Below are 19044 nucleotides of genomic sequence, written 5' to 3' on the forward strand. Positions count from 1 at the left end.
GTTCCTCTCGGGTCGTGGGACCCGATCGAGACGATGCGGATCCGCGCTTGTGCGCGTCGAGGCTCCGACGCTCACCTGGTCGTCACCCGGAGCACCCCACCGCGGAGGAGGGTTGCCGATCAGCAAGCCGGGGCTGTGCGCTGATACTCATGACCTGGAGACGAGGATGACGGCTGCGTGGTCGATGTGTCAACTCCCACGTCCGGGTTGCGATCACCGTGATCTGATCGGCCCACGGGTAGCGTCGAGGTGTGAGGTTTCTGTTGTCCCGCCCACACGGGCGCACCACCGCGTCGACGGTCGATGCGCGGTTCGACCGGGCGCAGGACGCGGTGGCCGCCATCAGTGCAGCCCGGAGGGCTGGTCGGCGGATCGCGGTGGTGGGGGCGCTGTCATTCGACGCGGGTTCACCCGAGCGCATCCATCCCGACGCCCTCTACGCAGTGGCTGATCTATCCCATTCGGGCACCGACATCATTGCCCCGCAATCATTCTCACCGTCGGTCAGCCTGCTTCAATCGGTTCCGGCCCCGGCGGTACACCGGGATCGGGTGGCCCGCGTCATCGAGCGGATCGCAGCCGGTGAAGCGTCGAAGGTGGTACTGGCCCGCACCCTGCGGCTGAGGGCCGACGAACCGCTGGACGTCGATGCGCTGGTGGCGGCCCTGGCCGCAACCAACCCCGAGCGCAACGCTTTTCGGGTCGACCTCGATGCCGCCGGGCCGACCTTCCTCGGCCACACGCTGGTGGGCGCGAGCCCGGAGTCTTTGGTACGCAAGGTGGGCGACACGGTGACCTGTCATCCGTATGCCGGGTCGGCGGCCCGCTCGACAGATCCGACTCTCGACGCCCAGCGCGCCGAGTCACTCCTGGACTCGGCCAAGGACCGCCACGAGCACCGGATCGTGGTGGAGCACATCCGAGAGGCGTTGGCGCCCATCGCCGCCCAACTCAGCGTCCCCGACGAGCCGGTCCTGCTGAGCACCGGGGAGATGTGGCATCTGGCCACACCCATCGAAGCTCGGCTGCGCGACGGGTCGTTGAGCGCGCTGGACCTCGCGCTGCGGCTGCATCCCACTCCGGCCGTCTGCGGCACTCCGACCGCGGTGGCCCGCCACATCATCACCGAGGTGGAGGAGCCGCGCGGATTTTACGCCGGTGCGGTGGGTTGGTGTGACGAGGCCGGGGACGGCGAATGGATGGTGTCGATCCGATGCCTGGAACTCGACGCCGACCGCCAGACGATGTCGGCCTCGGCCGGCGGCGGCATCGTGGCCGCATCCGACCCAGCTGCCGAACTGGCCGAGACTGGAGCCAAGTTCGCCACCGTCCTACGGGCGTTGGGATGCCCCGACCTGCTGCGCGACGAGGCCTGACCTACAGGGCCTGATCGAGGTCGGCGAGCAGGTCGTCGACCCCTTCGAGCCCCACCGACAGCCGAACCACGCTGTCGGACAGGCCGATCGCCGCGCGGCCCTCAGGTCCCATCGCGCGATGGGTGGTGGTCGCCGGGTGGGTGATCAGCGACTTGGAGTCTCCGAGGTTGTTGGAGATGTCGACGATCCGCATGCGATCGAGCACCTCGAACGCACGTTGCTTGCCCACGACACCACCGCGTCCGGCGAGCTCGAAGGTGACCACCGAACCGCCGCCGGTCATCTGCCGCAGCGCCAGGTCATGCTGCGGATGCGACTGCAGGAAGGGATATTTGACCCACGCCACGCGCGGGTCGTCCTCCAGGAACTGCGCCACCTGCAGCGCGGAGGCGACCATCGCATCCACCCGCAGCCGCAGCGTCTCCAGGCCCTTGAGCAGGGTCCATGCGTTGAACGGACTCAACGCGGGTCCGGTGTGACGCATCAGCGTCTGCACCGGGCCGTCGATGTACTCCTTGGACCCCAGCACGGCGCCGCCCATCACCCGACCCTGACCGTCGATGTGTTTGGTGCCGGAGTAGACGACCACATCGGCGCCCAGCTCGAAGCCACGCTGCAGCAGCGGGGTGGCGAAGACGTTGTCCAACACAACTTTTGCCCCGGCCGCGTGGGCCAGCTCGGTCACCGCGGCCACGTCGACGAGCGTCTGCATCGGGTTGGAGGGGGTCTCGAAGAAGACCGCGGTGGTGGGCACCGAGAGCGCCTGCTCCCACTGTGCGAGGTCCTCACCGTCGACGAACACCGTCTCGATGCCCCACCGCGGCAGGATCTCGTTGCACACCACAAAGCACGATCCGAACAGACTGCGGCCGGCGACCAACCGGTCACCGGCTTTGAGCAACGCACCCAACGCCACGAACACCGCAGCCATGCCACTGGCGGTGGCGAAGCAGGCTTCGGCGCCGTCGAGCAGCCGCAGACGCTCTTGGAACATGGCCACGGTGGGATTGCCGTAACGGGAGTAGACGAATCGTTCGTCCTCGCCGGTGAAGGCACGTTCGGCCGCTGCGGCCGAGGAGTAGACGTAGCCGGAGTTGAGGAACATCGCCTCAGAGGTCTCCTCGAAACCTGAGCGCATCAGGCCACCGCGCACCCCGATGGTCTCCGGCGACACCCCGTCGGGCAGCTCAGCGCCGTTCACGACTGCCGCCAGGGCAGACCGATGGCCTTCCACCCGACCGCACCGCGGTGCCCGTCGGCGTCGAGTCCACCTTCGAATCCCTCGGACACGTTGTACGCCTTGGTGATCCCGTCGGCGGTGGCGGCTTGGGCGGCGCCTACCGACCGTTGTCCAGACCGGCACAGGAACAGCACCGTGGTGTCGTCGGCGACCCCGGCGTCACGCAGCTGTTCGACGAAGTAGGGGTTTCTGGCCCCGTCGGGGAAGCTGACCCACTCGACCAGCACGACCTGTTTGTCGATCTCGGACAGCTCGGGGAGGCCCACATAGGCCCATTCGGCACGGGTCCGTACGTCCACCAGCACGGCCGAAGGGTCGGACACCAGCATGTCCCACGCCTGTTGCGGGGTGACATCTCCTGCGTAGCTCATCGGGCAAGCCTAGGGGACCTTGGGCGCGCCGCAGACCTTCCAGGTCTCTCCGTCACGCGCAAGGGTGAGCGGGAAGATGGTGGTGTCGGGCTTGTCGTTGTAGTGCCAGTGCACGTTGGCCGTGGCGGTGGTGCCGTTGATGGCCGTCTCGGTGATGTCGGTGATGACGATGTTGCCGTTGCCCGCACGCGCCGCGCGGGTGTCGTCGGCGAACTGCTGCTGAGTGGGAAAGCCGCTCGCGGCAACATCTTTCGAGCAGGACGCCTTCTGGAAGTTCTGGTAGTTCAGGGCGTTCTTGGCGGTGTAGTAGTCGTTGATCGCCCGGGTCACCTTGGCCGGTTCGGTGAGGCGGTCCGACGCCGGGCGCACGATGTGCATGATGCCGACCGCACCGACCACGATCACCACGACGGCCACGGCGATGATGAACGGCAGCGCCGCTTTCCACCCGGGGGTCGGTTGGTCGGCGTCATCGGTGAGCGACGAGGAATCGGTGGCCATGACGGCATTCTATCCACCGGCCAACACAGCGAGCAGGTGTGGTAGTAAGTACAGGCTTACCTAAATTAGGCAACCCTGAGGAGACCGATGATCCACCGCACCCGATCACCCCGACGCATCGCCACGGCAGGTGCGATGGCCGCCGTCGTGGTCACCGCGATCGCCACCGGATGCGCTGCGCCCCGAGATTCTTCCGGCGGATCGGCGGTGAGCATCGAATCGGGCGCTTTACCGGTGACCGTCGAGCACCGCTACGGCACCACCACCATCAGTCGTGCACCGGCACGGGTCGCCGCACTCGGCGCGGGCGACGCCGACACTCTGTTGGCGCTGGGCATCGTGCCCACCACGATGGTTCCGTTCACCGACCCCGCCGCCGCCCGCATCGTGGAGCCGTGGAACGAGAAACTGCTCGGATCGTCGCGACCGGTGATTTTGGGTCAGGCCAGCTCGGATCTGGGCTCGGTGCTGCCGGCTGCGCTGGCCACCGACCCCGACCTCGTCATCGCGATGAACAACGCCGTCAGCCGTGGCCAGTACGACACGCTGAGCAAGGTGGCCCCCACCGTGGTCCGGCCCGCACAGGCTCAGGACTGGCAGATCCCCTGGGCCACACAGGCTTCAGAGATCGGGAAGGCCGTGGGCAAACCCGCCGAGGCGGCTCAGCTGGTGCGCGCGACCGAGCAGGTGTTCACCGATGCCGTAGCCGCTCATCCGCAGCTACGCGGACGGACCGGCGCGGTGGTCACCGCATCGGCCGATGGCGGGGTGTCGATCTACAGCCCTGGTGACGGTCGCGGACAGATGCTGAGCGCGTTGGGTCTCACCTTCCCCACCACCCTGCAGGGCACGCTGACCAATGGGTTCTACGGCTCGATCTCGGCCGAGAACCTGGGGCTGCTGGGTTCGCTGGACAAGCTGGTGGTGGTCGACTGGCAGGGGTCCAGCGATCGACTGCGGGCGAATCCGGCTTTCGCCGCACTCGACGTGGTCACGCGTGGCGACGTGGTGTTCCTCGACACCCAGGCCGGCAGTGCGATGTCGGTGCCCACCGTGTTGACCATCCCGTGGGTGGCGGCAAAGTTGGTGCCCGGCCTGGCCTCGTGACCCCGCGCCCCCGTCGACCGTGCCGAAAACACGCGTCCACCGTGCCGAAAACACGCGTCCACCGTGCCGACGGGTGCGCCCGGGAGGCTTTCGGCACGGTCGGCTGGACGTTTCGGCACGGTCGACGCCTTACTTGGGCACGGTCGGCTGGACGTTTCGGCACGGTCGACGCCTTACTTCGGCACGGTCGACGCCGGTCAGAACAGGCCGCGCAGCGTGAGGAACCGGAACAGCCCAGCCGCTGCGGTGGCGCTGATCACCACCGCCCCCGACAGCAGCACGCTGGGGTGCGTGGTGGTTGCGTGCAGGGTGGCCAGCGCCGCCGAACTCAGGATCAGGCCCACGACAGCCAACCCGCCACCCTCCCACTGGGCGGTGAACCAGTCGACGCGGTCACAGGCCCGGAAGGTGATCTGGCGGTGCAACTCGGTGGCCAACGCTGTGGAGGTGATGGTCCCGACGAGGTTGGCGATCATGGCGCTGCCGGGCGCCAGGGTGACGAACAGGGCCAGGTAGACGATGTTGCTGGCTCCGCCGACCGCGACGAAGCGGGTGAACTGCGCGCCGGCCCGATTTGATCGCAGCCACGCCATCGCAGCTGCAGACGCGTGGTCGACGGGTGTACCGACCGGCACCGAACCCGCGACCTGCGTGCTCATCGCTCACCTCGAACCATGCCGCAACGATACTTGTGCTCTACACATTTTTCCACCGCGGGTACCGAGCACCTGCCCGAACTGCAGATTTCGTTCGCAATTTATGCTGAAGACACCACCGAACCCCGATGACAGGCAGATCCGAGTCCCATGAGTGATCAGACCACGAGTGATCAGACGCAGTCCGACACCGCGACGACCCCCGCCGACCGCCCGTTGCGCGTGGCCATCGTCGGAGCAGGACCGGCAGGCATCTACGCCGCCGACGCGCTGATGAAATCCGAGCTCCCAGCCGGGGTGTCGATCGACCTGTACGAGCGGATGCCTGCTCCGTTCGGCCTCATCCGATACGGCGTGGCACCCGATCACCCCCGGATCAAGGGCATCATCACCGCGCTGCACAAGGTGCTCGACAAGCCGCAGGTGCGACTGTTGGGCAACGTCGACTACGGCACCGACCTCACCCTCGACGACATCCGCGCCCACTACGACGCAGCCATCTTCTCCACCGGCGCCACCGACGACCGCAGCCTGGACATCCCCGGGATCGACCTCGACGGCTCCTACGGCGCAGCGCATTTCGTGGCCTGGTACGACGGTCACCCCGATTTCCCACGTACCTGGCCGCTGGAGGCCGAGAAGGTGGCGGTGATCGGGGTGGGCAACGTCGCACTCGACGTGGCGCGAGTGTTGGCCAAGACCGGGGACGAGTTGCTGCCCACCGAGATCCCACCGAACGTCTATGAGGGACTCAAAGCCAACAAGGCTCTTGAGGTGCACGTGTTCGGTCGCCGTGGTCCAGCGCAGGCCAAGTTCACCCCGCTGGAACTCAAAGAACTCGACCATTCACCGAACATCGAGGTCATCGTCAACCCTGAGGACATCGACTACGACGAGGGTTCGGCGGTGGCGCGACGTAGCTCGAAGATCACCGACCAGGTGGCCACCATCATCGAGGACTACGCCATCCGCGAGCCCGGCGACCGCCCGCACAAACTGTTCCTACACTTCTTCGAATCCCCCGTGGAGATCCTCGGCGAGGACGGCAAGGTGGTCGGGATCCGCACGGAGCGAATGGAATTGGACGGCACCGGCAACGTCAAGCCGACCGGCCGAACCACGGACTGGGAGGTGGGTGCGGTGTACCGCGCGGTGGGCTACCACTCGGACAACCTGCCGGCCATCCCGTTCGACGATCAGGCCGGTGTCATACCGAACGAGGCCGGTCGTATCTTCGACGAGGGCGAGCACCTGACCGGGCTGTACACGACCGGGTGGGTCAAGCGCGGTCCGGTGGGGCTCATCGGCCACACCAAGGGCGATGCCAACGAGACCGTCGAATGCATCCTCGAGGACATGCGTGAGGGTCGGCTGAACACCCCCTCGGCACCGGATGAGGCCGCGGTCGTCGACCTACTGGAGTCGCGGTCCATCCCCTTCACCACCTGGGACGGCTGGTATCGGCTCGACGAGCACGAGCGCGCGTTGGGCGAGGCCGAGGGCCGCGAACGCATCAAGGTGGTCGAGCGTGAGGAAATGCTCGCCGCCTCCGAACCCGACAAGGTGTGACCGAACCAGACAAGGTGTGACCGAACCAGACAGGGTGTGACCGAGTCACTCGATTCGCGCGCGACGGTAGAGCGTGGCGGGCCGGCCACGTAGCCCGTCGGAGCGCACCGGTTCGCCGTCGCGCAGCAGCGGTTCGAGGTACGGCTTCATCCGTCGGGCGAAGTTGTCCTTGTGCAGCGACGTTCCGATGACCGCTTCGTGCACCTTGCGTAGCTGGTGGAGAGTGAACGGCTCAGGCAGAAACCCGTCCGGGTCGGGAAACGTGTCGACGTACCGGTATCGGAACTCGTAGCGTTCCCGCAGCGCGCTCACCGCTGCCGCGACGATGGCGTCGTGGTCGAACATCAGCCGACCCTCCCCGCGTAGGGTGCCGTCGCGCGCCACCTCGACCAGGTCGCCGGTGGCCGCACCGAGGGCACTCTCGGTCAGCGAGATGGAGTGCGCCACCGAGATGGCCCAGGTGCGGTCGTCGCGAGTCGGGTCGTCGAAGACCCGCAGCAGCCGGGGATGCAGCCCGTCCGACGGGTTGATGCCCACCTTGCGGCGCAGCACGTCGTCGACGGTCTGCGCCACGGTGGCGCGCTCGCGCATGAACCCGCCCGGCAGCGCACGCCCTACCGGATCGGTGCGGTCTTGGACGAGTAACCGCAGCTCAGGATTGATGTCAGTGGGTCGGACTACAGTCAGGATCGACAGATCGACGGTGACACCGGGGCGCGGGAACGAGTCCAGGTCAGCCGACACCATGCCGCTGATATTAGCGCGGTTAGCGTGCTTATAATTAGCGACAGCTGAGTGCTAAAGGAGTCACGATGACGAGTCCCATGCCTGAACCGTTCAACACCGACCGCGGCGACGGCTCGGCCGCCGCCTGGATGACTTTCGAGAAGGACCTGACGTCCTACCTCGGATCGATGACCGAGGACGACACCCTGACCATCGAGCTGGCCGGCTCCGGAGACCCCGAGGCGGGTTGCCTGCCCTACGCTCAGTTCCGGGTCCACGACGACGGCAACTCGTTGCGCTGCGAGATCGTCGGAAACGCCTATCTGGCTGCGGGTTTCGACCTCGGCGACGATGGCTGTGAGCTGCTGGAACTGCTCGGCTGGAAAGGCAACGACGAGTCCGCGCCCAACTGGTTCCTCGACATCCCGACAGCGAAGGCGCACTGTCCGGCCCAGCACATGCGCATCGTGTTCTCCCATCACTTCCACGTGGCACACCCACACCTGTTGTCCTACAGCGCATCTGGTTCTGCGGCCGAGAACATCGCCGTGCTCGGACTCGCGGCCACCGCCGACGTCCCCACCGAGGATTTCGACGACCGGCACGAGGCCCCGGCGGTGTTCACGCCATCAGGCCGAGCGGAGCTCTGCAGCATCGTCGGCGAGTTCTTGCGCGAGCGATTCGACACCGAACCGGAGGTCGATGACGACGGCGACTTCGTGATCGACCGGAACCGGCGGATCTGGATCCGGGTGCACGACGATCAGCCTGCCGTCGAGATCCTGGCGTGCGTCACGCCGCGGGTGGCAACGATGCGCTCGGCGGCGATCGAGGTCGGGATCCTCAACCGCGATCATCACTGGGTCAAGTGGACCCTGCGCGGGAAGTCGGTGTGGCAGAGCGTGTTGGTGCCCGGACTCCCGTTCGTCCCACACCACCTCGACTCGATGCTGACCGGGTTCATGCATGCGTTCGACCGGACGCGCGACGACCTGATCCTGCGCACCGGTGCCCAGAAATAGTCGAACCCAGAAGTAGTCGAGCTCAGAGATAGAACTGGGCAGTCTCGGTGGCCACCGCCGAGACGTGCTGCGCCACATCAGCATCCACACCCTGCTCGACGAGCGCTGCGGTCAGCGGTGCACCCCGTAGGTCGTCATCGCGCACCAGCTCCCACGCCTGGGTCACCAGCCGCACCGAGGTGGGATGGTCGAGTTCGGGAACATTCGAGCGCAGCGCAGTTGCCGCCCAGTCGGCGTCGAAAGTGCCCCGCGGTGGCCCGAACACCCGCTCACCCGACGAATACGGCGCCGGTTCGGGAGGGTTCGGCTGGTCGCTCATCCTTTGAACGTAGCAGCGTCACGCTGCGATTCGGCCTGCGGTGATTCCAACCCTCGACCACCTCGGTGACCTGCCGATTCGACGAGCCCACAGCATCGTGGCGCACCGATGTCCGAGAAGCGTCGGGCTTTGCCGACCACAATTTCCTCGGGTCTGCCATGTCGGTGGACCGCCCCGAGGAGGAATCGTGTCCACACCCCGTCGCATCGTCGCGTTGATCGCCGCCGCCCTGGCCGCCACCACCGTCGTGTCGGCGTGTTCGTCGGACTCCGGCTCGTCAGACAACGCGGGCAGCGGCTCGACCACCCTCATCGTCGGCGATCAGGTGAAGCAGACCCAGTCGCTGCTCGAAGCCTCCGGTGAGCTGAAAGACCTGCCCTACAAGATCACCTGGGCTGCCTTCGAGTCCGGGCCACCCCTGTTGGAAGCCGCATCGGCGGGCAAGATCGATGTCGGTGGCACCGGCGACGTGCCTCCGGTGTTCGCTCAGGCCGGCGGCGCGAAAGTGAAGATCGTCGGCGTGCAGCAGCGCACCAAGGCCAACGATTTCCTGCTGGTACCGGCCGGGTCGAGCGCGAAGTCCATCGCTGACCTCAAGGGCAAACGCATCGGTGTGGCAAAGGGATCCAGCTCGCATGGCCTGTTGCTCGGGCTGCTCGCCCAGGCCGGCCTCAAGCCCACCGACGTCAAAGCCACCTTCCTGCAACCCAGCGAGGCCCTCTCGGCGTTCACCGCCGGACAGCTCGACGCCTGGGCGGTGTGGAACCCATTCGCCACCGTGGCCCGCACCCAGGCCAAGGCGCAGGTGATCGCTGATGGCACCGAGGTGACCACCGGGCAGTCCTACACCTTGGCGTCGGACACCGCCCTGGGCAATGCGGCCAAGAAGAAGGCGATCGCCGACTACCTGGCGCGGCTGGGTCGGGCCCAGAAGTGGGCGGTCGACCATGCGTCGCAATGGGTTCCGACCTACAGCAAGCTGACCAAGCTGTCGCAGCCGGTGGCCGAAGCGACCTTCGCCACCACGCAGGGCCAGCTGGTGCCCATCGGCACCACCCAGATCGACAAGCACCAGAAGCTGATCGACCTGTTCTACAACGGCGGCCAACTGCCCACCGCACCCAAGGCCGCCGACGTCTTCGACAACGAGTTCAACACCTCGGTGAGCACCTCATGACCAGTGTCCTACAGCTCCAGACATCTACCGCCGCAACGCCATCGGCCGCCGGCCGGCCCGACAGCGGCGGCGAGCACGAAGAAGTCGTTTCAGTGGCGCAAACTACGTCCACTGCTGCGGCTGGTCTCCCCGATCGCACTGCTGGTGGCCTGGCAGATCGCGTCCACCTCCGGGCTCATCTCCGAGCAGAAACTGGCCCCGCCCAGCAAGGTGTGGAGTGCCGCGCGCGAGCTGTGGGCCGATCACAGCCTGCAGGACGCACTGGGGGTGTCGCTGCAGCGTGTGGGAATCGGCCTGGCCCTGGGTGTTTCGGTGGCGTTGATCCTGGGCCTGCTGGTCGGGTTCTTCACCGTCGCCGAGTTCGCCATCGACCCGCCGCTACAGATGCTGCGCACCGTGCCGTTCCTGGGTCTCATCCCGTTGTTCGTGGTGTGGTTCGGTATCGGCGAGGAACCGAAGGTGCTGATGGTCGCCCTCGGTGTGTTGTTCCCGCTGTATCTCAACCTGGTCTCGGGCATCAAGGGTGTCGACCCCAAGCTGATCGAGGCGGGCCGTTCGCTGGGGTTGGGCCGGTTCGGTCAGGCGGTGGCGGTGGTGCTGCCCGGCTCGCTGCCCAGCGCTCTCACCGGGTTCCGGTTGTCCCTGGGCGTGGCGTGGCTGTCGCTGATCGTGGCCGAACAGATCAACGCCGACGCCGGCATCGGCTATCTGGTCATGAACGCGCGCACCTACTTTCGCAACGACATCATCGTGCTGGGCCTGGTCATCTACGCCTTGTTGGGCCTGATCACCGACAGCCTGGTCCGCGGCCTGGAGGCCTACCTGTTGCGCTGGCGGGTCGCCCGATGAGCGCCGGACACAGCGACGCCCACGACATCGTGGTGCAGGCCACCGGGGTGCGACGGCAGTTCGGCGACGACGTGGTCCTCGACGGCATCGACCTGACCCTGCGGCGTGGCGAGATCGTGGCGCTGGTAGGCAAATCAGGTTCGGGAAAGTCCACCCTGCTACGCGCCATTGCAGGCCTCGATTCCGGTCACGGCGGACAGATCGAGGTGAACGGTTCGCGCGCAGTCGCTTTCCAGGAACCACGCCTGTTGCCGTGGCGGTCGGTGCGACGCAACGTCTCCCTCAACCTCAAGGGGGCCAATGCCGCAGGAAGACTCAGTCGGGCCAATGCCGCCGAGCGAGCCCGCGACGCCCTGCACGAGGTGGGTCTCGATCATCGGGTGGACGCCTGGCCGCTGACCCTGTCCGGCGGTGAGGCGCAGCGGGTGTCGTTGGCGCGGGCCCTGGTTCGCGACCCCGACCTGCTGCTGCTCGACGAGCCGTTCGGCGCGTTGGACGCACTCACCCGGCTTTCCGCCCACGACCTGGTGGTGCGCTTGTGGGAGCAGCACCAGTTCGCGGCCCTGCTGGTCACCCACGATGTCGAGGAGGCCGTGGTGTTGGCCGACCGCATCCTGGTGCTCGCCGACGGTCACATCGGCCATGAGGTGGCCGTCGATCTGCCGCGGCCGCGCTCACGGTCCAACCCGGTCGTCGTCGAACTGCGTGAGCAGGTCCTGGGCCACCTCGGGGTGTCGAGCTACGCCGGCCACGACTGAACGGCGGCATCATCGCTCCGTCGTTTGCTAGTTAGGTAACCCTACCCATACTATCGCCGGGTGATCGTCACACCGACGCCGCCGAAGGCGCCACCACGCGCCACGCTCGGTCATGCACCGCCACTGGGTCTCGCCGCCCTGGTCGCGCTGCTGATCATGGTCATGGCGCTCTCCGTCGCGGTGGGGTCCCGGTCGCTGACGCCCGGCGAGGTGTGGCACGCGCTGTGGCATCCCGGCAGCGGGTCGGCCGCCGACATCGTGCACTCGCTGCGCATCCCCCGCACCGCGCTCGGGGTGCTGGCCGGGCTGGCCATGGGCGCGGCGGGCGCCCTCACCCAGGCCCTCACCCGCAACCCCATCGCCGATCCGGGTCTGCTGGGCATCAACGCCGGCGCCGCGTGCGCGGTGGTCATCGGGGTGTTCGTCGCCGGCATCGGCGGACCGCTCCCCACCATGGCGTTCGGGCTGATCGGGGCGTTGATCGCCGCCACACTGGTGGTGGGCATCGCTGCGGCCACCCGATCGGCAACACCGGTCACGCTGGTGCTGGCCGGCTCGGGTCTGTCCGCGATGCTCATCGCGCTCACCTCCGGCATCGTGTTGATCGACACCGCATCACTGGACGCGTGGCGGTTCTGGAGCGTCGGGTCGATCGTCGGACGCGGCGGCGACGTGGCCTGGGCGGCAACACCTCTGGTGACCATAGGCGTGCTGGTCGCGCTACCGGTGGCCGGGAAGCTCAACGTGGTGGCCCTCGGCGACGACCTGTCTCGCGCACTGGGCACCCGCCTGGTGGCCGTGCAGATCACCGGGATCGCTGCGGTGGCCGTGCTCGCCGGCGCGGCCACCGCAGCATGCGGACCCATCGTGTTCCTGGGCCTGGTGGCACCACACCTGGCCCGCTTCGCCGTCGGCGCCGACAACCGTTGGGTCATACCGTATTCGGCAATCATCGGCGCCATCGTGCTGCTGTGCGCCGACATCGCGGGCCGCATCGTCGCCCGGCCAGGTGAGATCCAGGCAGGCATCATGCTCGCTGTCATCGGCGCCCCGTTCCTCATCGCCCTGGTGCGCCGGCGCCACCTGGTCGCGACGTGACCCGCCGCATCACCGTCGCGTGCCTCGGGCTGATCGGCGTCACGATCGTCGCGGTGGGATCGCTGCAGCTCAGCGACTTTCCCATGGGCACAACGGATGTGTTGCGCACCCTGCTGGGTGGGGGAACGCGACTGGAGAACGTGGTGGTCTTCGACATCGGCCTGCCACGCACCCTGGTGGCCATCGCCGTGGGCGTCGCGTTCGGCCTGTCCGGCGCGCTGACCCAGACCGTCGGCCGCAACGCCCTGGCCACCCCCGACATCTTGGGCATCACCGCAGGCGCGGGTGCCGCAGCGGTGCTGGCCATCGCGCTCGGTTCGGGATGGGCACAACCGTTGCGCGACATCGGGATCCCACTGGCCGCCATCGTCGGCGCCGCAGCAGCCGCGGTCGCGCTCTACCTGCTGAGTTGGCGCGACGGCCTGGACCCGGTGCGCCTGGTCCTCGTCGGGGTGGCGTTGACATGGCTGTTCGGTGCAGTCGTCGGCTACACCCTGACCCGCGCGCAGATAGCCGATGTCGCACGCGCACAACGCTGGTTGGTCGGATCGGTGTCGGATGCCACCTGGGCCGGCGTGGTGTCGGTGACGGTGGCGGTGGCGGTAGCCACTGCGATGCTGGTCTGGATCCGACGCGATCTGACCATGCTCGACCTCGGTGACGACCTGGCCAGCGCTCTGGGCGTTCCCGTGGGTCGGACCTCGGGGATCTCGGTCACGGTGGCCGTGGCGCTGTGCGCGGTGGCGGTCGCCGCAGCCGGTCCCATCGCCTTCGTGGCGTTGTTGTCCCCGCAGATCGCCGTCCGACTGGCGGGCACCCCGGCTCCCCCGCTCGCGCTGTCGAGCGTGGTGGGCGCGCTGCTGGTGCTGGGTTCAGACCTGTTGACCCGCAGCGTTCTTCCGGGTGGGTTGGCCGTCGGGGTGGTCACCGCTGGGCTCGGTGGACCGCTCCTACTCCACCTGCTGATCCGTTCGACCCGAAAGGCATCACTGTGAACTCCGTTGCCACCCAGATGATCCAGAACATCGCACCCCAGATGACGCTGTCGGCCAGCGGGTTGTCGGTGGGCTACGGCGCACAGCCCATCCTGGCCGATCTGGAGGTCGAGATCGCGCCCGGTGTGGTGACCACCGTCATCGGCCCCAACGGGTGCGGCAAGTCCACCCTGCTGCGGGCCCTGGCCCGACTGCTACGACCCACCTCAGGAGCGGTCACCCTGGGTGACCGCGATCTGAACCGTTGGGGTGCCCGCGAACTGGCCCGCACGGTCGGTGTGCTGCCGCAGAACCCCACGGCTCCACCCGGGTTGACGGTCACTGAGTTGGTGGCGCGCGGTCGGCATCCACATCAGGGACTGTTCGCCCGAGCAACGCGCGCCGACGCAGACGCCGTCGCTGCGGCCATGCACCGCACCGACACCGCCGATCTGGCCGACCGCCCGATCGAATCCCTCTCGGGTGGACAGCGTCAGCGGGTGTGGATCGCGCTGGTGTTGGCCCAGGACACCGAGATCCTGCTGCTGGACGAACCCACCACGTTCCTCGACCTGGCCCACGCGATCGACGTGCTGAGTCTGGTGCGACGACTGGCCGACGATCACGGCACCACCGTGGTGATGGTGCTCCACGATCTGAACCTGGCGGTCCGGCACAGTGATTCGCTGATCGTGATGCGCGACGGCGGCATCGTCACCCACGGCCCACCCGAGGAGGTGATCACCCCGCAGACCCTCGCCGACGCGTTCGATCTCTCCGCAACGGTGATCACCGATCCGGTGACCGGCGGACCGCTGATCGTGCCGCTGGCCCCCTGACCCATCGAGTGGGCGAAAAACCTATGCTGCCCAGCCGAAGTCAGAGTGCGATAGCGCCGATCAGCCACGCCGACGCCGCGAACAACGCCGCCGCCAACTCGATCAGCACCGCCAACCCGGCCGCCTTGGTGGCCGCGACCGCACCCCGCCATCCCCGCTGCAGATCTCGGGTCTCGACGTATTCGGCGCCGAACGCCCCGGCCACGAAGCCCAGCGGCAACCCGATCACCGGGATGACGAAGAATCCGACGATGCCCACCAGCCCACCGATCATGACCGTGCGCCGTGAGATACCGGATCGGGTCATGGACCTTTCGGCCGCAACGTATTTGGTCACCATGGCCACCACGGTGAACACCACTGCCACCGCAACCACGCCCCAGGCCCAACCGCCCACGAACAGCGCCCACACCACGATGGCTGCCACCACCAGTAGCGGACCGGGCAGCACCGGGACCACAGTCCCGACCAGCCCGATGAGGATCACCACACCGACGATCAGCTCACCCCAGAACGGCATCGGCTACTTCTCGGCCGCGACGATCCGACCCGACGGCACATCATCGGGCTCACCGGTCTGAGCTGAGTCCTCGACCGCGGCGTCGGGCGAACCAGACGCGGATGCAGCATCGGCAACCCCGACGTCAGGTACCGAGGCATCGGGGGCACCAGCGTCAGCGGCACCAGCGTCAGGGGTCACACCATCAGAAGCAGCAGCCGAAGCCGGAGGCGCCGAATCGTCTTCCGACGCTGCGGCTTTCGGCGTGGCCGCCTCTGATTCGGGCTCGGGCTCGGCGTTCGGTGGCGCCGTACCCGAATCCGGTTCGCTGTCGTCGGATGTCGACGGCAGCGGCATCTCTGCGATGTCGACCGCTGCGGTCTCCACGCGCGGGCCGTCGGCCGGTTCGATCGGGGCCTCGACGGGGGCGTCGGCGGCGGCTGCGGCCGCCTCGATGTCATCGGCGATCTGCACCCAGATGCGGTCGGTCGAGGGACCCTGACTGCGCGCCAACGAGATCGGACCAGACGCAGGACCAGACGGGGCAGCCCCAGCCGGCGCGTCAGGCGCAGACGAGGCAGGCTTGTCCACCCGGACCCGATCCGATGGCGGCGCGGGCGCGGCCGCGACGGGTGCAGGCACCGCCGGGACGGGTGCAGGCACCGCCGCGACGGGTGCAGGCACCGCGGTGCTCACCGGGCGGACCAGTCGAGCCGCGTCGACCGCACGCCTGCGAGCGCTGTCGGTGTCGTCGGCGGTGGCGATCACCACACCCATCCGGCGGCGGGTGTAGCTCTCCGGTTTGCCGAACAGCCGGATGTCGGTCTCGGGCACCGCCAAGGCAGCCGCCACGTTCTCGAAGGCGATGGCCGGTTCGTCACGGCCGCCGTAGATGACCGCCGAGGCGCCGGGGCTGGCCAACGTCACGTCCACCGGTAGACCCAGGATGGCGCGGGCATGCATTTCGAACTCCGAGAGCCGCTGGGTGCCCAGGGTCACCAGACCGGTGTCATGCGGGCGCGGACTCACCTCGGAGAAATAGACGTCGTCCCCCTTGACGAACATCTCGACACCGAAAACGCCACGGCCACCGAGCTTTCCGTCGCCCAGCGCCGAGGCGATGCGCGCCGCGATGGACATGGCGGCACCGTGGGCCACCTGACTCATCGGCTGCGGCTGCCAACTCTCCACGTAGTCACCACGCTCCTGTCGATGCCCGATAGGCGCACAGAAGTGGGTGGTGAGGCGACCGGTGGCCGGATCGATCGCGCGCACGGTCAGCAGCGTGATCTCGTAGTCGAAGTCGACAAACCCCTCGACGATCACCCGCCCGCCACTGACGCGCGCACCGGACGCAGCCGTCTCCCAGGCCGCATCGAGATCGGCCGGTCCACGCAGCGTCGACTGACCCTTGCCCGAGGACGACATGGTCGGCTTGACCAGACACGGGTATCCGACCGTGGCGGCGGCGACGGCCAACTGCTCACGCGAGTCGGCGAAGGCATACGCCGAGGTGGGCAGGCCCAGCTCCTCGTCGGCCAGCCGCCGGATGCCCTCGCGGTTCATCGTCAACGCGGTGGCCCGCGCGGTGGGGATCACCTCGGAGATGCCGCGCTTGTCCACCTCCAGCAACGCGCCGGTGGCGATGGCCTCGATCTCGGGGACCACGTAGTCGGGGCGTTGATCCTCGATCAACGCCAACAGTGCCGCCTGGTCGGTCATGTCCATGACGAAGCCGTGATGGGCCACCTGGTGACCGGGAGCGTTGTGGTAGCGATCGACCGCGATCACCTCCACACCGAGCCGCTGGAAGGCGATGACGACCTCTTTGCCCAACTCACCGGCACCGAGCAGCATCACGCGGGTGGCCGAACGCGACAGCGGGGTCCCGATGCGGGGTGTGTTCATCAGTGGGTACTCATCCGATCATCCGAGTTGTTCGTCCACATAACACCACCGCCATGTCTCCCCGGGTTCGGCCGACCGCATCACCGGGTGCGCGGTCTCGGTGTAATGGTTGGTCGCGTGGCGGCGCGGGCTGGAATCACAGCAGCCGACGTACCCGCAGCTCAGGCAGCGCCGCAGGTGAGCCCAGTGCTCCACGCCCTCGGCCGCACATCCCGCGCACCGCGCCGGCTCGCCCGGGTCATCGGGCTGCGCGTCCTGCGCCTGCGCGAGGTGCACGCACGCATCGTCGACCACATCCGCGGGCCGGATGAGGCGATGCATCACCGAACGTCGAATCGCACGCACATCCGTATTGTCACGTATCGGCGGGTCACCAGGCCACCCGGTGGGCCTTTCGGTCCCGATCGATCAACCCCGGGGTACCTGGAGGGGCGGAGGAGCGCGCGACATGAACTCATCGATCCTGATCGTCATCGCCATGTCGTTGGCCGTGGCCGCGTTGGCCCGCCGCTACGAGGTGGCCCCGCCGCTGGCACTGGTGTTGGTGGGTCTGGGGGTCAGCTGGATACCGGGGCTGCCGATCACCACGCTGGACCCCGACCTGGTCCTCTACGTCATCCTGCCGCCGCTGCTCTACTCCGCCGCCCAAGACAGCTCCTATCTCGCGCTGCGCCGCAACATCCGGGCGGTGTCACTGCTGGCCGTGGCGTTGCCGCTGATCAGTACCCTCGCGGTGGGGCTGGTGGCCTACTGGTGTCTGCCGCAGTTGCCGTTGGCGGCGGCGATGGCCCTCGGGGCCATCGTGGCCCCGCCGGACGCGGTCTCGGCCACGGCCATCGGCCGCCGCCTCGGCCTACCCCGCCGGATGACCACGCTGCTGGGCGGGGAGAGTCTGCTCAACGACGCCACCGCGCTGACTGCCTATCGACTGGCGTTGGGTGCGGTCATCGGCGCCACCACCACCGTGTGGGGCGGGTTGTGGCTGTTCGCGGTGGCCGCGATCGGCGGGGCCCTGGTGGGTTTGGTGACCGCCGCGGTGGTGGCCAAGATCCGCGCCTGGCTCGACGATCCACCGATGGAGACGGCGGTGGGCATCGTCATCCCGTTCGTCACCTACGTTCTCGCCGAGGAGTTCCATGCCTCCGGGGTGATCGCGGTCGTGGTGGTCGGATTGGTGTTGGGGCAGAAGTCCACGCGGCAGGGCTACGCCACCCGACTGCAGGACAACGCGGTGTGGCGCTCGATCGACGTCCTGCTCGAGTCGTTCGTGTTCCTGTTGATCGGGCTGCAGCTGCCGACCGTGTTGGACGGACTGCACGGACGCCCGGTCGCGACGATGGTGTGGACTACCGCGGCCGTGCTCGCGACGGTGATCGTGGTGCGCATCGTGTGGATGTACCCGGCCACGTATCTGCCGCGGATGATCTCCCGTCGCATCCGTGACCGAGAACCCGCTCCCCGACCGGCCGCAGTGTTCATCGTGGCGTGGTCGGGAATGCGGGGCGTGGTGAGTCTGGCTGCGGCCTTTGCCATTCCACTGACCACCGACGGCGGCGCCCCCTTCCCGGCCCGTGACGAGATCATCTTCCTCACCTTCGCTGTGGTGGTGGGCACCCTGCTGATCCAGGGCACCAGCCTGCCGTGGCTCATCAGGCGGCTCGGGGTGCGCGGCGACGAGCGCCGCGGCGATCTGGTGGGCCTGGCCGCGGCGCAGGACAAGGCCGGACGTGCTGCGCTGCAACGCCTCGACGAGATGGCGCAAACACTGCCCCCCGGCGATGCGATGGGTGAACAGGTCGCGGCCCTGGCCCGTTGGATCCGGTCACGGCAGAACCTGGCGTGGGAGAAGCTCGGTCGAAGCGAAGACGAAGTGGGCGAAAGCCCCACCGCGGCCTACACCCGGATGCGTACCGAGCTGCTCCGCGTGCAGCGCGAGGTGTTCATCACCGAACGCGACGCCGGGCGTATCGACGACGAGGTGTTACGCCGGGTGCTGCGACAACTCGACCTGGCCGAAGGGCTCTACGACCGCTCCAGCCGCTTGGGCACCTGATC

At 67.8% G+C, this 19044-nt stretch carries 20 protein-coding genes, 1 pseudogene and 1 riboswitch; of the genes and pseudogenes, 11 read left to right on the forward strand and 10 right to left on the reverse strand.

Going from position 1 to position 19044, the window contains the following annotated elements:
* Positions 1-38: 38 nt before the first annotated feature.
* Positions 39-155, reverse strand: a riboswitch (SAM riboswitch).
* Positions 156-251: 96 nt separating this feature from the next.
* Positions 252-1376: an isochorismate synthase MenF gene (locus KIK15_RS05185; RefSeq protein WP_214243018.1), complete on the forward strand. Its 1125-nt coding sequence runs from the start codon at positions 252-254 to the stop codon at positions 1374-1376.
* 1 nt (position 1377) lies between these two features.
* On the opposite strand, the gene KIK15_RS05190 is transcribed toward KIK15_RS05185, so the two are convergent.
* The 3 genes from KIK15_RS05190 to KIK15_RS05200 are packed head-to-tail and all read right to left on the reverse strand — an operon-like array spanning position 1378 to position 3488.
* Entirely contained in the window at positions 1378-2577 is a 1200-nt protein-coding gene (locus KIK15_RS05190) for an O-succinylhomoserine sulfhydrylase (RefSeq protein WP_307851739.1), read from the reverse strand.
* Positions 2574-2987 (reverse strand): rhodanese-like domain-containing protein, encoded by a 414-nt coding sequence (locus tag KIK15_RS05195; RefSeq protein ID WP_214243019.1) that lies wholly within the window; start codon positions 2985-2987, stop codon positions 2574-2576. The genes KIK15_RS05190 and KIK15_RS05195 overlap by 4 nt, the downstream gene beginning before the upstream one ends.
* A 9-nt stretch (positions 2988-2996) precedes the next feature.
* Positions 2997-3488 (reverse strand): hypothetical protein, encoded by a 492-nt coding sequence (locus KIK15_RS05200; protein ID WP_214243020.1) that lies wholly within the window; start codon positions 3486-3488, stop codon positions 2997-2999.
* A gap of 87 nt (positions 3489-3575) precedes the next feature.
* Here KIK15_RS05200 and KIK15_RS05205 point away from each other — a divergent pair, with 87 nt between their 5' ends.
* On the forward strand, positions 3576-4595 hold the full coding sequence (locus KIK15_RS05205; RefSeq protein ID WP_214243021.1) for an ABC transporter substrate-binding protein: 1020 nt from the start codon (positions 3576-3578) through the stop codon (positions 4593-4595).
* A gap of 197 nt (positions 4596-4792) precedes the next feature.
* Here the strand turns inward: KIK15_RS05205 and KIK15_RS05210 are convergent, their stop codons facing one another.
* Positions 4793-5254, reverse strand: a complete 462-nt coding sequence (locus KIK15_RS05210; RefSeq protein ID WP_214243022.1) for a GtrA family protein — start codon at positions 5252-5254, stop codon at positions 4793-4795.
* A 147-nt stretch (positions 5255-5401) separates the two neighbouring features.
* Here KIK15_RS05210 and KIK15_RS05215 point away from each other — a divergent pair, with 147 nt between their 5' ends.
* Positions 5402-6820, forward strand: coding sequence for an FAD-dependent oxidoreductase (locus KIK15_RS05215; protein ID WP_214243023.1), 1419 nt, complete (start codon positions 5402-5404; stop codon positions 6818-6820).
* A 45-nt stretch (positions 6821-6865) separates the two neighbouring features.
* Here KIK15_RS05215 and KIK15_RS05220 read toward each other — a convergent pair whose 3' ends face one another.
* Complete coding sequence (locus KIK15_RS05220) at positions 6866-7567, reverse strand: NUDIX hydrolase (protein WP_214243024.1); 702 nt, start codon at positions 7565-7567, stop codon at positions 6866-6868.
* Between the two features lie 65 nt (positions 7568-7632).
* On the opposite strand from KIK15_RS05220, the gene KIK15_RS05225 reads away from it, so the two are divergent.
* A complete protein-coding gene (locus KIK15_RS05225) occupies positions 7633-8568 on the forward strand; it encodes a hypothetical protein (protein ID WP_214243025.1) in 936 nt (311 codons plus the stop codon).
* A 22-nt stretch (positions 8569-8590) separates the two neighbouring features.
* Here KIK15_RS05225 and KIK15_RS05230 read toward each other — a convergent pair whose 3' ends face one another.
* Positions 8591-8887, reverse strand: coding sequence for a hypothetical protein (locus KIK15_RS05230; RefSeq protein WP_214243026.1), 297 nt, complete (start codon positions 8885-8887; stop codon positions 8591-8593).
* A 187-nt stretch (positions 8888-9074) separates the two neighbouring features.
* On the opposite strand from KIK15_RS05230, the gene KIK15_RS05235 reads away from it, so the two are divergent.
* The 6 genes from KIK15_RS05235 to KIK15_RS05260 all read left to right on the forward strand — a co-directional run bounded on the left by KIK15_RS05235 (position 9075) and on the right by KIK15_RS05260 (position 14582).
* Positions 9075-10064: an ABC transporter substrate-binding protein gene (locus tag KIK15_RS05235; RefSeq protein ID WP_307851740.1), complete on the forward strand. Its 990-nt coding sequence runs from the start codon at positions 9075-9077 to the stop codon at positions 10062-10064.
* Positions 10065-10067: 3 nt separating this feature from the next.
* Positions 10068-10913, forward strand: a complete 846-nt coding sequence (locus KIK15_RS05240; protein WP_307851741.1) for an ABC transporter permease — start codon at positions 10068-10070, stop codon at positions 10911-10913.
* Positions 10910-11671: an ABC transporter ATP-binding protein gene (locus tag KIK15_RS05245; RefSeq protein ID WP_214243027.1), complete on the forward strand. Its 762-nt coding sequence runs from the start codon at positions 10910-10912 to the stop codon at positions 11669-11671. The genes KIK15_RS05240 and KIK15_RS05245 overlap by 4 nt, the downstream gene beginning before the upstream one ends.
* Positions 11672-11827: 156 nt before the next feature.
* Positions 11828-12769, forward strand: coding sequence for an iron ABC transporter permease (locus KIK15_RS05250; RefSeq protein ID WP_214243274.1), 942 nt, complete (start codon positions 11828-11830; stop codon positions 12767-12769).
* On the forward strand, positions 12766-13764 hold the full coding sequence (locus KIK15_RS05255) for an iron chelate uptake ABC transporter family permease subunit (protein ID WP_214243028.1): 999 nt from the start codon (positions 12766-12768) through the stop codon (positions 13762-13764). Before KIK15_RS05250 ends, KIK15_RS05255 begins: the two co-directional genes overlap by 4 nt.
* Before the next feature lie 17 nt (positions 13765-13781).
* A complete protein-coding gene (locus KIK15_RS05260; protein WP_214243275.1) occupies positions 13782-14582 on the forward strand; it encodes an ABC transporter ATP-binding protein in 801 nt (266 codons plus the stop codon).
* 40 nt (positions 14583-14622) lie between these two features.
* Here the strand turns inward: KIK15_RS05260 and KIK15_RS05265 are convergent, their stop codons facing one another.
* The 4 genes and pseudogenes from KIK15_RS05265 to KIK15_RS05275 form a co-directional block, all read right to left on the reverse strand.
* Positions 14623-15102, reverse strand: a complete 480-nt coding sequence (locus KIK15_RS05265; RefSeq protein ID WP_214243029.1) for a DUF456 domain-containing protein — start codon at positions 15100-15102, stop codon at positions 14623-14625.
* Between the two features lie 3 nt (positions 15103-15105).
* Positions 15106-15282, reverse strand: coding sequence for a hypothetical protein (locus KIK15_RS18850; protein ID WP_374222810.1), 177 nt, complete (start codon positions 15280-15282; stop codon positions 15106-15108).
* A pseudogene (gene purT / locus KIK15_RS05270) lies at positions 15279-16989 on the reverse strand (formate-dependent phosphoribosylglycinamide formyltransferase). The gene KIK15_RS18850 and the pseudogene purT overlap by 4 nt, the downstream one beginning before the upstream one ends.
* Positions 16990-17007: 18 nt before the next feature.
* Positions 17008-17310, reverse strand: coding sequence for a UBP-type zinc finger domain-containing protein (locus KIK15_RS05275; protein ID WP_214243031.1), 303 nt, complete (start codon positions 17308-17310; stop codon positions 17008-17010).
* A gap of 127 nt (positions 17311-17437) precedes the next feature.
* Here KIK15_RS05275 and KIK15_RS05280 point away from each other — a divergent pair, with 127 nt between their 5' ends.
* Positions 17438-19042 carry a Na+/H+ antiporter gene (locus tag KIK15_RS05280; RefSeq protein ID WP_214243032.1) on the forward strand — a complete coding sequence of 535 codons (1605 nt, stop codon included), beginning with the start codon at positions 17438-17440 and terminating at the stop codon, positions 19040-19042.
* Positions 19043-19044 lie beyond the last annotated feature (2 nt).

Source organism: Williamsia sp. CHRR-6, from assembly GCF_018474015.1.
In the GTDB taxonomy this organism is placed as follows: Bacteria; Actinomycetota; Actinomycetes; order Mycobacteriales; family Mycobacteriaceae; genus Williamsia_A.

What these genes read in the sequence shown, in the direction of transcription:
- KIK15_RS05230 (WP_214243026.1), bottom strand. Translation starts at nt 8,887, where the DNA reads ATGAGCGACCAGCCGAACCCTCCCGAACCGGCGCCGTATTCGTCGGGT.
- KIK15_RS05215 (WP_214243023.1), top strand. Translation starts at nt 5,402, where the DNA reads ATGAGTGATCAGACCACGAGTGATCAGACGCAGTCCGACACCGCGACG.
- KIK15_RS05250 (WP_214243274.1), top strand. Translation starts at nt 11,828, where the DNA reads ATGGTCATGGCGCTCTCCGTCGCGGTGGGGTCCCGGTCGCTGACGCCC.
- KIK15_RS05195 (WP_214243019.1), bottom strand. Translation starts at nt 2,987, where the DNA reads ATGAGCTACGCAGGAGATGTCACCCCGCAACAGGCGTGGGACATGCTG.
- KIK15_RS05280 (WP_214243032.1), top strand. Translation starts at nt 17,438, where the DNA reads ATGAACTCATCGATCCTGATCGTCATCGCCATGTCGTTGGCCGTGGCC.
- KIK15_RS05265 (WP_214243029.1), bottom strand. Translation starts at nt 15,102, where the DNA reads ATGCCGTTCTGGGGTGAGCTGATCGTCGGTGTGGTGATCCTCATCGGG.
- KIK15_RS05205 (WP_214243021.1), top strand. Translation starts at nt 3,576, where the DNA reads ATGATCCACCGCACCCGATCACCCCGACGCATCGCCACGGCAGGTGCG.
- KIK15_RS05245 (WP_214243027.1), top strand. Translation starts at nt 10,910, where the DNA reads ATGAGCGCCGGACACAGCGACGCCCACGACATCGTGGTGCAGGCCACC.
- KIK15_RS05275 (WP_214243031.1), bottom strand. Translation starts at nt 17,310, where the DNA reads ATGCATCGCCTCATCCGGCCCGCGGATGTGGTCGACGATGCGTGCGTG.
- KIK15_RS05260 (WP_214243275.1), top strand. Translation starts at nt 13,782, where the DNA reads ATGATCCAGAACATCGCACCCCAGATGACGCTGTCGGCCAGCGGGTTG.
- KIK15_RS05225 (WP_214243025.1), top strand. Translation starts at nt 7,633, where the DNA reads ATGACGAGTCCCATGCCTGAACCGTTCAACACCGACCGCGGCGACGGC.
- KIK15_RS05220 (WP_214243024.1), bottom strand. Translation starts at nt 7,567, where the DNA reads ATGGTGTCGGCTGACCTGGACTCGTTCCCGCGCCCCGGTGTCACCGTC.
- KIK15_RS05210 (WP_214243022.1), bottom strand. Translation starts at nt 5,254, where the DNA reads ATGAGCACGCAGGTCGCGGGTTCGGTGCCGGTCGGTACACCCGTCGAC.
- KIK15_RS05200 (WP_214243020.1), bottom strand. Translation starts at nt 3,488, where the DNA reads ATGGCCACCGATTCCTCGTCGCTCACCGATGACGCCGACCAACCGACC.